The sequence below is a fragment of the Sunxiuqinia dokdonensis genome, assembly GCF_001270965.1.
Lineage (GTDB): Bacteria > Bacteroidota > Bacteroidia > Bacteroidales > Prolixibacteraceae > Sunxiuqinia > Sunxiuqinia dokdonensis.
On record NZ_LGIA01000084.1, the window covers coordinates 1 to 11,183 of the forward strand.

Annotated in this window: 14 protein-coding genes; 3 read left to right on the plus strand and 11 right to left on the minus strand. The window is 44.0% G+C overall.

Annotated features, from left to right (window positions below):
• From NC99_RS06890 to NC99_RS06910, 6 genes are all read right to left on the minus strand, one after another.
• The coding region (locus NC99_RS06890; protein WP_162231169.1) for a fructosamine kinase family protein at positions 1-251 on the minus strand (251 nt) is incomplete at its 3' end.
• A gap of 95 nt (positions 252-346) precedes the next feature.
• Positions 347-772, minus strand: a complete 426-nt coding sequence (locus NC99_RS06895) for a DUF5606 family protein (protein WP_053181396.1) — start codon at positions 770-772, stop codon at positions 347-349.
• A gap of 102 nt (positions 773-874) precedes the next feature.
• The gene (locus tag NC99_RS06900; protein WP_053181398.1) at positions 875-1,762 is read right to left on the minus strand and encodes a tetratricopeptide repeat protein; all 888 of its coding nucleotides are present in this window, start codon (positions 1,760-1,762) and stop codon (positions 875-877) included.
• 41 nt (positions 1,763-1,803) lie between these two features.
• Positions 1,804-1,962 (minus strand): hypothetical protein, encoded by a 159-nt coding sequence (locus NC99_RS21850; RefSeq protein ID WP_157624595.1) that lies wholly within the window; start codon positions 1,960-1,962, stop codon positions 1,804-1,806.
• Between the two features lie 23 nt (positions 1,963-1,985).
• Complete coding sequence (locus NC99_RS06905; protein WP_053181400.1) at positions 1,986-3,590, minus strand: fumarate hydratase; 1,605 nt, start codon at positions 3,588-3,590, stop codon at positions 1,986-1,988.
• Positions 3,591-3,744: 154 nt separating this feature from the next.
• Entirely contained in the window at positions 3,745-4,575 is an 831-nt protein-coding gene (locus tag NC99_RS06910; protein WP_053181403.1) for an aminotransferase class IV, read from the minus strand.
• Positions 4,576-4,692: 117 nt separating this feature from the next.
• On the opposite strand from NC99_RS06910, the gene NC99_RS06915 reads away from it, so the two are divergent.
• Entirely contained in the window at positions 4,693-5,655 is a 963-nt protein-coding gene (locus NC99_RS06915; RefSeq protein WP_053181406.1) for a sensor histidine kinase, read from the plus strand.
• A gap of 1 nt (position 5,656) precedes the next feature.
• Here NC99_RS06915 and NC99_RS06920 read toward each other — a convergent pair whose 3' ends face one another.
• The gene (locus tag NC99_RS06920; protein WP_053181409.1) at positions 5,657-6,034 is read right to left on the minus strand and encodes a RidA family protein; all 378 of its coding nucleotides are present in this window, start codon (positions 6,032-6,034) and stop codon (positions 5,657-5,659) included.
• A gap of 157 nt (positions 6,035-6,191) precedes the next feature.
• Between NC99_RS06920 and ligA the strand changes: the two genes are divergently transcribed.
• Both ligA and NC99_RS06930 read left to right on the plus strand, forming a co-directional pair.
• Positions 6,192-8,198, plus strand: a complete 2,007-nt coding sequence (ligA, locus tag NC99_RS06925) for an NAD-dependent DNA ligase LigA (RefSeq protein WP_053181413.1) — start codon at positions 6,192-6,194, stop codon at positions 8,196-8,198.
• A 139-nt stretch (positions 8,199-8,337) separates the two neighbouring features.
• Positions 8,338-8,781, plus strand: a complete 444-nt coding sequence (locus NC99_RS06930) for a DUF4293 domain-containing protein (protein WP_157624598.1) — start codon at positions 8,338-8,340, stop codon at positions 8,779-8,781.
• Between the two features lie 143 nt (positions 8,782-8,924).
• On the opposite strand, the gene NC99_RS06935 is transcribed toward NC99_RS06930, so the two are convergent.
• The 4 genes from NC99_RS06935 to NC99_RS06950 form a co-directional block, all read right to left on the minus strand.
• Complete coding sequence (locus NC99_RS06935) at positions 8,925-9,503, minus strand: SNARE-associated domain-containing protein (RefSeq protein WP_053181419.1); 579 nt, start codon at positions 9,501-9,503, stop codon at positions 8,925-8,927.
• 124 nt (positions 9,504-9,627) lie between these two features.
• Positions 9,628-9,858 (minus strand): 4a-hydroxytetrahydrobiopterin dehydratase, encoded by a 231-nt coding sequence (locus tag NC99_RS06940; RefSeq protein ID WP_053181422.1) that lies wholly within the window; start codon positions 9,856-9,858, stop codon positions 9,628-9,630.
• A gap of 53 nt (positions 9,859-9,911) precedes the next feature.
• Positions 9,912-10,487: a flavodoxin family protein gene (locus NC99_RS06945; protein ID WP_053181424.1), complete on the minus strand. Its 576-nt coding sequence runs from the start codon at positions 10,485-10,487 to the stop codon at positions 9,912-9,914.
• 21 nt (positions 10,488-10,508) lie between these two features.
• A complete protein-coding gene (locus tag NC99_RS06950; protein WP_053181427.1) occupies positions 10,509-11,165 on the minus strand; it encodes a DUF4159 domain-containing protein in 657 nt (218 codons plus the stop codon).
• Positions 11,166-11,183: the final 18 nt, after the last annotated feature.

An 11,183-nucleotide genomic window follows, 5' to 3' on the forward strand; every position in this document is an offset into this window, starting at 1 on the left:
TTTAAGGATTGACTAATTAAATCGGATTGTTCTGCCTCACCCAGTTCGCGCAGTGACTCAGCTTCGCGCACAAACAAATCATCGGGAGTATTGGCGTTCCATTTCAAAAAGAAAAGGCCGTGGTTGGTCTCCAGTTTTACGCTGTGGCTGATACAACCCCCGCCAACCGATTGCCTGTTGGAAATGACCAACTCTTCGGAAAATTCAGATTGGTATTTTTTGATGATATCGCTGATAATTTGTTGTTCCATGCCATCAAATTTCAGCATAATAAAAAAAAGTAGCAAACCTGCTTCGCTTAAAAGCAAGGTTGGCTACTTCCTTATTTTATTGGGTCGAAAAAACCTTAGGCTTCCGGTTCTGACTCTTTGCTTTCGTCAGTTTCGGATTCTTCATCAAAATTCAGAAGCTCTTTGTTTTGCAACAAGTTGTACCACTGAATAACTTTTTTCATATCGGAAACATACACGCGATCCTTGTCGTATTCGGGCAGGATTTCTTCGAAATAGGTTTTGAGCTCCTTGCCCGAACCTTTAATCGTTGCTTGTCCTCCGTTTTCCTTTTCTGAAATGGATTTAAGAACCTCTTTTAATGGCACCTCGCCTGTTTCGGTGAATATCGCGATGTCGTCCAACGCGCTGATTTTTGAAGTGGAGTAGGCCGGCATTCTTTTTCCGGTGACCAACGATTCCACAATGATACTATTCTTTGCTTCGGCTACCAGTTTAAAAAGCCCTGGCTGGCCTGATATCGACATAATTCCTTTCAACATAAATTCTAATTTTTTGTCTCGGCGAAGATACTATTTTCATCGGATTCGTCCTAAATCAGAAAGACAGATTTTTCCGTTCGCTTTGGTTTATTTTGAAGCTGATTAGTCCAGAAATTTGCGATAATAATTGGCCGTGTCCGGATCTTCAAATCGGCTATAAATATTAACCAGATAAGCTGCATAGCGGGCGTTTTGATCAATTTCCCACAAGGGCTTAAAGTAGTCCAGCGCTTTTCGAAAATCAGCAGTTACCGTTTTCAACTCCTGCGTTAGCTTAATGTGCTGAACCCGTGTGTGGTTGGCTTCATATTTTTTCATTTCGCGTTGGTAGCGTTCTTCCGCCTGGTTGTAGTACTTCATTCCTAACCATTCCAGGGCAGGGACATGTTTTGGATTGACTTCCAGCAGTTCTTCTGCGATTGAATCGCTCACGGACTGGTTATCCAGCTGTCGCTGAATGGTGAAATACCTGGAAAGATTGTCTTCTTTTTTACGGTCTTCCAATCGCATTTGAGGCCAAATTTCCACGGCTCTTTCATCATCCTTTACTTGGATATAGATCTGAAATAACCGGCTGTTCACGCCTTCCAGGTCTGTTTCATCCTGATAATTGCGACGGTAAAACTCCAGCGCTTCCAATTCTTTTCTCAAATCACCCTTCTCTTTGTAAATGTCGGCCAAATCAAGGTACATGCCGGCATCGGCGTAATTCCCATATTCCGCCTGTTGAAACCACTCCAGTGCCAAATCAGGTTGATTGGCGCGGAAAGCCATTTTACCGGCTTGGGCGTAATGCTCTGGTGCCACTTCGTTTTCATTTAGCAATTGCTGTTTGAAAAATAAGCGCCAGTTTTCGGTTGCTGCTTCAAAATTTCCTTCAGCCACCGCTTGTTCAGCAAGGCTTTGGTATGATGTTGTGACTTTTGGAGCGCCACATCCAGTCACAAAAATGACTGCCAGTACGATTAAGCTAATTGTTGTATATCTCATAATTTTCTATGTTTTGATCTGAGCTGTAATAAACACAAATGTTATACCACCACAAGCTGGCTAAGTTGCGGTTGATCGTCTGTTTGCCTGTTGATTTTGTTATTTTGAAACTCGTGGCGGTGCCTGCTTACATTTGAAAAGGCCATAAAGAAAGGGCATTCCAGCACCGTGGAATGCCCTTTCGTCAAATCTTGTTTCATTCAAAATATCAAATTCAAGCAACTTAAATTTGTTTGAAAAAATCATTTCCCTTATCATCAACAATGATGAATGCGGGAAAATTCTCCACACGTATCTTGCGAATGGCTTCCATTCCCAGTTCTTCAAAATCGACCACTTCAACCGATTTGATGTTGCTTTTTGCAAGAATTGCTGCAGGGCCACCAATCGATCCCAGGTAAAAACCACCATACTTCTGGCAGGCGTCGGTCACTTGTTGCGAGCGGTTGCCTTTGGCCAGCATAATCATGGATCCGCCCAAACTTTGAAACAAATCAACATACGGATCCATACGTCCGGCAGTTGTGGGGCCAAAACTTCCGGAAGCCATACCGGCCGGAGTCTTTGCAGGGCCGGCATAATAAACCGGATGCTTTTTGAAGTAATCCGGCATTTCCTGACCTGCATCAATCATTTCTTTCAAGCGGGCATGTGCCATGTCACGGGCAACGATTAGCGTTCCTTTCAGGTTCAGGCGGGTTTTAATCGGGTATTTGCTCAGCTCGGCGAGTACTTCGTCCATGGGGCGATCCAGGTCGATGTCAACCGCCGGAGCCAATTCGGGTGCTTGTTCGGGCAGATACTTGGCCGGATCTTTCTCGAGCTGCTCCACAAAAATGCCTTCTTCGGTAATTTTCGCTTTAATATTACGGTCAGCGCTACAGCTAACGCCCAAGCCTACAGGACAAGAAGCCGCGTGGCGTGGTAAACGGACAACGCGAACATCGTGCACAAAATATTTGCCGCCAAACTGGGCGCCAATCTCACTGTCCTGGCAAATTTTCTGTACTTTTTCTTCCCATTCCAAATCGCGGAATGCCTGGCCACCTTCGTTGCCTTCGGTTGGCAGATGGTCGTAGTAACCCGCCGATGCTTTTTTTACGGTAGCCAAAGTGGCTTCGGCCGAAGTTCCTCCAATCACCAAAGCCAAATGATACGGCGGGCAAGCCGACGTTCCCAGGTCTTTAATTTTTTCTTTGACAAACTTGGCCAGGTTTTCTTCGTTCAGCAACGATTTGGTTTGCTGATACAAGAAGGTTTTATTGCCTGAGCCGCCACCTTTGGTAACAAACAGAAATTCGTAGGTGTTGCCTTTTTCAGCATAAATGTCAATTTGAGCGGGCAGGTTATTGCCGGTATTCTTTTCTTCAAACATGGAAAAAGGAACAACCTGAGAATAGCGCAGGTTCCGGTTTTGATAGGTATCAAAAATTCCTTTCGACAAATGTTCGGCATCGGTTGCTCCGGTGTAAACATCTTCGCCTTTTTTGGCTACGACAATGGCGGTTCCGGTGTCCTGGCAGGTGGGCAGCTCTCCTTCAGCCGAAACAACTTGGTTCATGAGCATGGTATGGGCCACAAAGCGATCATTGTCCGATGCTTCATCATCCGTCAGAATGTGCTTCAATTTTTCAAGGTGCGTTGGACGCAAAAAGAAAGAGACATCAGCAAAAGCCTCCTTGGCAAGGTATTCCAAGCCTTTCGGATCAACTTTTAAAATTTTCCTGCCATCAACTTCAACAGTCGATACATAGTCGGTGGTTAATAGTCGGTAAGGCGTGGTATCTTTTAAGATAGGAAACGGTTTTTGATACTTAAAGTCAGGCATAGCTGTAATTATTCAAAAGATTAGTAATTCGTTGATTTTTTATGTTGAGATATTCAATGATCGATTTTAAGGCTAACAAATATAGGCATATTCAGAAAATGGGACATGAAATTTGGTCGATTTTGAGTCGAATTTGAATTTCTTTACAAAGCCTTTACAATCCTTTTGTTTTGTAGTTTTTAATGTAGGATTGAATCTTTGCGTCGTAAGCTTTCATCAGTTGTTGAACTGCCTGGTTTTGAGTTTCAAATTTTTGGTTGCCAATTGATGAAACCGGCAGCACTTTGGGTGATGTTCCGGTCAGAAAAACCGAATCGTATGCTGTAATTTCATTTCTATTGATTGTCTTCTCCATGCAGGGGAATTTCAGCGTGGCCAAGCACTCCATCACTTTTTGACGGGTGATGCCTGGTAAAACAAACTCCGATGGTGGCGTGTAAAATTTATTTCCTTTTACAAAGAAAATATTGCTGCGACTACCTTCCATGATTTGGTTTTCGGAATTGACCAGAATCACCTCAAAAAGCCCGCTTTGCAAAATTGCGGCATTGGCTTCATCCCTCAGCCGTTGTTGGACAGTTTTTGCACCAGGCAGGTTTCGTTCGGCCATTAAAAAATCAGTTTTTACACCATGAAAATAATCGCCTGCGGTTGGATAGGCCTGCGGAATGAAGTAGAAAAAAGCACCTTGCTGTCCATTCCCGTATTGAATCAAAATTTTCACGTTCCCGTCTGCGATTTCGTTGGCTTCGGTTAATGTTTTGATTGTCTCTGCAAAATCATTTAAAGTGATTTTTAAGGGGATACCTGCCAGCTTTGCCGAATTGACCAGCCGCTGGTAGTGATCTTCCACAAACAAGCAAATGCGGTCGACCACCCGCGCAACTTCATAAATTAAAATGGCGTCGGTTGTTAAAACTTCAACCAGTTCAACCGGAAAGAGGTGACCATCTTTTATAAAATGTGTTCCTTTACACGTGATCATGTTTTGAAAATAAGAAAAATAGATTTAATTTTATTTACTATAAGTCAAAAGTAACGAATTTGTTTGACAAACTGGCTCAGTCGTAAACACGTGTTTATCGGCTTAAATCACAGGACTATGAAACGTTTTTTTGCTCTGAAAATTGCGATTGCCTACTTCATTCTTGGTTTCCTGTGGATTTTAACCTCAGATCATATCCTGGTATTTATTGTTTCGGGCGATGTCGGTTTGCTGACAAAACTTCAAAATTACAAAGGCTGGTTTTATATTGCAGTGACGGCCGCTTTGCTCTATCTGCTGATCCGTGGTGAGCTGAAACGCAGGAATAAGTTGGCCGAAGATCTCAGAAAAGCCAAGATGAAGGCGGAGGAATCGGATCGATTGAAAACGGCTTTCTTGTCGAACCTGTCGCATGAGATCCGAACCCCCTTGAATGGGCTCATGGGTTTTGCCAACCTGATTGGAGAAGACCAAACATCAATTGACGAGCGAAAATTGTACGCCAGGCACATCAACCTGAACGGAAAGCAGTTATTGAAAATCATTAACGATATCATGGAAATTTCCAGGATTCAGGAAAATCAGCTGGAAATTAACATCCAGCAAGTAGAGATTAACCAATTAATTGATAACCTCATCAAAGCCTACACCATCAGTAAAAAACCATTTGAACGGAAAGGACTGGAACTAAAGATTTTGAATGACCTCGATTCGGAACCGGTGTATCTTGAATCAGATCCGGCGCGAATCATGCAGGTATTGGTTAACCTGATGGATAACGCATTGAAATATACAGAGAAAGGCTGGATTGCCATCGGATATGAGTTTGACAAACAGGAAGTGCAGATTTCAATAGAGGACACTGGTCCGGGAATTGACACATCCGGGGAACGCAATATATTCGAACGCTTCAAACAAAGCGCGGGTTTTAAAGATACCGGCGCGGGTTTTGGTATGGGTTTAGCCATCAGCAAGGGCATCGTCGAAGCATTGAATGGTCAGCTGTTAGTTCATTCTAAGCCGGGAAAAGGAAGCCGGTTCACCGTGAAGCTGCCCCGTAACAGATCACTTCCCAAATAGACTATTTTACAGCAATGGTTTCTATTTCTACCAATACGCCCAAAGGCAATTCCTTCACGGCAAACGCGGCACGTGCCGGCGGATTTTCAGCATAGTATTTCCCGTAAACTTCATTCATGGCTTTAAAGTTAGCCATATCGCTTAGCAGGCAGGTTGATTTGACCACGTCGGTAAACGAGTACCCAGCGGCTTCCAAAATGGCGCCAATGTTCTTCATCACCTGTTCGGTTTGCGCTGCAATCCCGCCGTCAACAACTTTGGCAGTTGCCGGATCGAGCGGCACTTGTCCCGAAATGTACAAGGTTCCATCGGCTTCAATTGCCTGGCTGTAAGGGCCGATAGCAGCCGGGGCGTTGGGTGTTGAAATGATTCGTTTCATATTTTAATTCAATTAGATTATTCTAATGTTTTGCGACGTTTATCAAGGATCCAATCTCAGTGTTCAGTTTCTGCTCAGCATCCGGAATAAACTTTTATACAAAGAAACTAATTTTCATCCGAACTTGTTTTCGTATTTTTAGGCCAAATTTGAAATCATGACGACCGAAAATATCCTGAAAAAGATCAACCAACTGCGCAGTGAACTCGAAGCACACAATTATAAATACTATGTCCTTTCCAGCCCGGAAATCAGTGATTTTGATTTCGACATGAAATTGAAAGAACTGGAAAAACTGGAAGATGAACATCCTGAATTTCAGGATCCAAATTCGCCGACCCAGCGTGTGGGCAGCGATATCAATCAAGAGTTTAGCCAGGTTAAGCACCGCTATCCCATGCTGTCCTTAAGCAATTCCTACTCAACGGGTGAATTGCAGGAGTTTGATGCGCGAATCCGGCGAACGATTGGCGAAGCTTTCGATTATGTGTGTGAGTTGAAGTTTGACGGAGCATCCATCAGTTTACTGTATGAAAACGGCCAGTTGGTGCGGGCTGTTACCCGTGGCGATGGCGAAAAAGGCGATGATGTAACGTCGAACGCGCGTACCATCCGAAGTATTCCGTTGACATTAAAGGGTGACTCCTATCCTGAAACATTCGAAATTCGGGGCGAAGTGCTGTTGCCTTTCCAGGTTTTTGCCGAGCTGAACAAAGCCCGCGAAGAAGCTGGCGAACAGCTTTACGCCAATCCGCGCAACACGGCTTCGGGTTCGCTTAAAATGCAAAACTCGGCCGAAGTGGCTAAGCGAAAGTTGGATGCTTATTTCTACTATGTTTTGGGCGAAAACTTGTCCGAAGATGGACACTACGAAACCATTCAGCAGGCAGGAGAGTGGGGGTTCAAAGTATCGGCGCACACCAAAAAATGTCGGAACATTGATGAGGTGATCGACTACATCAGTTATTGGGATACGGCCCGTTTTGATCTGCCTGTAGCCACCGATGGTATTGTGATTAAGGTGAACTCGCGCAGGCTGCAAAACAACCTGGGATTCACCGCCAAGTCGCCGCGATGGGCCATTGCCTATAAATTTACAGCCGAACAGGTGGCTACCAAACTCGAATCGGTGAGCTACCAGGTTGGACGCACCGGTGCAGTCACCCCGGTGGCCAACCTGAGCCCGGTGCTGCTGGCCGGAACAACGGTTAAACGTGCCTCGCTGCATAATGCCGATATCATCGAAAAACTGGATTTGCACTTCAATGATGTGGTTTTTGTTGAAAAAGGTGGCGAGATTATTCCCAAGATTGTGGGTGTGGATGAATCAGCACGCCAGCCGGAAGCTGAGAAAATTCAATTCATCAGGCAATGCCCTGAGTGTGACACCGAACTGGTGCGCAACGAAGGTGAAGCCGCCCATTATTGTCCGAACGAAACGGGCTGTGCCCCGCAAATCAAGGGCAAGATCGAACACTTCATCAGCCGAAAGGCGATGGATATTGATGGCTTGGGACAGGAAACCATCGATTTGCTCTTCAGTCAGGGATTGATCCATAACATCGCCGATCTTTATCTTCTGAAGGCCGAACAATTGACCGTGCTGGAACGCATGGGCGAAAAATCGGCCGAACGCATTTTGAAAAGCCTGGAACAATCTAAAGGAATTCCTTTCGAACGGGTGCTCTTTGCCCTGGGAATTCGTTTTGTGGGCGAAACAGTGGCCAAAAAATTGGCTAACAAACTGGTGGATATCGACACCATTGCCAACGCCAGTTATGAAGAATTGATTGATATTGATGAAATTGGCGGGCGAATTGCGGAAAGCATCCGGCAGTATTTTGACAAGGAAGAAAACCGCAGGCTGGTCGAAGCATTGAAAGCCCAGGGGCTTCAATTTAAACTACACGAAAGTAGTTTGGAAGGACGAAGCACGAGGCTCGAAGGACTGAGTATTGTGATTTCGGGTACCTTCGAAAAGCACTCGCGTGATGAGCTCAAGAAAATGATTGAGCAGCACGGAGGGAAAAATGTCGGTTCAATCTCAAAAAGCACGTCCTATTTGCTTGGTGGAAGCAACGTTGGTCCTTCCAAAATGCAAAAAGTCGAAAAGCTGGGCATTCCGGTTATTTCCGAAGATGAGTTTCTGGCAATGATTGGTTGATTGGAATTTGGTTATTGTTTATTGGACAGATGGATCATCTGATGCCGGAAACACGACGCTTGATGTTAAATCAAAACTTTTCAACTTTGCTGTTGCCACATTTGGTCAAAAATGTAATTTTGTCACAAAATTTATAACCATGATTCAACGTATTCAAACACTTTACATACTTTTTGCCTCGATTCTAATCGGACTTTTATTTGCGCTGCCGTTCGCCGAAATTGCCGCCAATGATAAGTTTTATTTGTTTAATATACAAGGAATTATGCACGATGGAGTGGTCGTTGAAAGCGGGCTTCCAATTCTGTTGTTCGTGGGCATTATTCTCATTATTCATCTTGTGGCTATATTCCTGTTTAAGAAGCGGATTCGTCAAATGCGCTTGCTTGTTTTTGCCATTTTATTGATGCTGGGTCTGTTCGGGATGTTTTATTTTTTCACCTTTTACAGCTTCAAAGGTTTTGAAGTAAGCTTTAAAATTGCTGTTGTTTTTCCGTTGATTGCAATTATTTTGGACTATCTGGCGATTCGAAATATCGGAAAAGACGAGGCGCTGATTCGTTCGATTGACCGGATTCGCTAATCAAACAAATCGGAATGCAGAGTGGTTTCTTCGTCCAGTCCAGGACCGGAGAACCTAATTGGCTTTACTGTTTTTCCATTTCATCGACTGAAATTGGCGAATGGCATGGTGGCATTCATCAGACTTTCTGTTTTTACCGGATGTCATGCAAATTGATGGGATTGAAAAATAATATAGCCATAAATTCCAAATCTCAAAATCCGAAACAGGGCAAAATTCAGGTACCGTTTCATCGGAAATTCAGTGGTTCCAACCAGCATGCTGATGAGCGACCAGGGAAGCGGAGTGAGTGCTGCCGTGAGAATCAGGAAGGAGCCATACTTGCGAAACAAGGGCCAGTATCTACTGAAAAATTTTCGACCCAAAAAACGGAACATTACAACGCGGCGCAAGTATCGACCCACCAAAAATGCCAGGTATCCAGCTCCATACGATATGCCCGCAAAAAACAGAAGGTTGAAAACGTAGTGCCAGGTATCGCCTTTGAAGTAGGCCCACAGCATGAATATTTCGGGTGGAAACAGGCCGAAAAAAACTTCAGAACCAATATAAATTCCGTAGATTAATAGTGGACGGCTATAAAATCGTTCCAGCCAAACCTCTTGGTTGTCGCTAACGATATATTCTTTGGCCAACAAATACAAAACAGCCAGAATTGCCATCCACAGCAATCCTTTCAGAATATTTTTAAAAAGGAATTTGAACTTTACTTTTAGTTTCATTTACCATATTTGTTTGATTCCCATCCGCTTTTTTGGTTCAGGAATCATTTTTGCTCAGAGGCACAAGCAATAAAAAGTTTTCATGCATCCGTCGTCGAAAATCCCTTTTTAAAGATGTTATCTGCTAAATTTCGTCAATCTTCGAAGCCAGCTGGTGATCTTTTTCAGTGACTTTTCCATCGCTGTGCGAGGTCAAACTAATCGTCACTTTTTTGTAGGAATGAAGCAAAATGTCGGGATGATGGTCCATATTTTCTGCCAAATCGCCTACTTGATTAACAAAAGCCAAAGCTTCCTTAAAATTCTTGAACGTAAATTCTTTCGTTATTTTCTCTGTTTCTTTATTCCAATTCATAATCCTTGTTTTACTGTTGAAAACAAGTTGATAGTCGCATAGTTCAATTCAATTCAGTCCTTTAGCTTTTTTAAAAGCCAAGCCATATTTTCACCCAGCGTACTCATGATTTCCAAGCCTTCCTCGTCGTCAAGAACAGCGCCTTGCGGGCCACCTACGGCGAAATTCCAGTAACTTGAACCGGGCACAATCATTTGGCTGATCAGGAAAAAATTATTGAGCGTATTGAAGGCATGGAGTTGCCCGCCACGCCGAACAGCCAATAATCCTGCACCTACCTTGCGTTTGAGTAAATGGCCATTTCCACGGGTCACATATCCGGCAACATCAATCAGCGCCTTCATTTCGGTATTTACGTCGGCAAAATAAACCGGAGAGCCCAGCAAAATGCCATCGGCCTTCAGCATTTTTTCGATACATTCATTAATGGCATCATTTTTAATATGACAGCGCCCATTTTTTATCTCGCGACACTTGCCGCAAGCCGTGCAACCATGCACTTGTTTGCCGCCAAGCTGGTACAATTCAGTTTCGATTCCTGCTTCGTGCAGTTGCGCAAATACCCGATCAATTAACAATTTGGTGTTGCCGTTTTTACGCGGACTTCCGTTGATAGCTAGTACTTTCACGTTGTTGTTTTATGGTTGATATTAATGGCCGAAAACATAGGAAATAAGATTGGCTCCCATTTGGAGCGCCTTTTTTCTCACTTCCGGCGGATCGTTATGAACCGACGGATCTTCCCAACCATCGCTCAAGTCCGATTCGTAAGTGTAAAAGCAAACCAGCCGGCCTTCAATAAACAGGCCAAAGCCTTGGGGGCGTTTATTGTCGTGCTCATGAATTTTTGGCAAGCCATTTTCGAACTGGTATTTTTGGCTGTAGATCGGGTGGTCGGGTGGGAGTTCCACAAACTCCTGGTCAGGAAAAACTTTTTTCATTTCTCGTCGGATATATTGATCCAGCCCGTAATTGTCATCAATGTACAAAAAACCGCCTGCTTCGAGGTACAACCTCAAATTTTGGCTCTCTTCTTCGGTGAAAATTACATTCCCGTGCCCGGTCAGGTGGACGAACGGATAATTAAACAGCTCAATGCTACCGGGTTCAACGGTTGCCGGATTGGGATCAATATTGGTTTTTAGCTCCAAATTGCAAAACCGGATGAGATTGGGCAGGGCGGTTGGGTCAGCATACCAGTCGCCACCGCCTTTGTATTTGATCAGCGCGATTTTTAAATTCGGGTTTTGGCTGAAAAGTAAAGACGCGAAAAGCAGAAACAAGATGGTAAGGTAGCTTCCCTTCATATCCTTTTATTGGAGCAA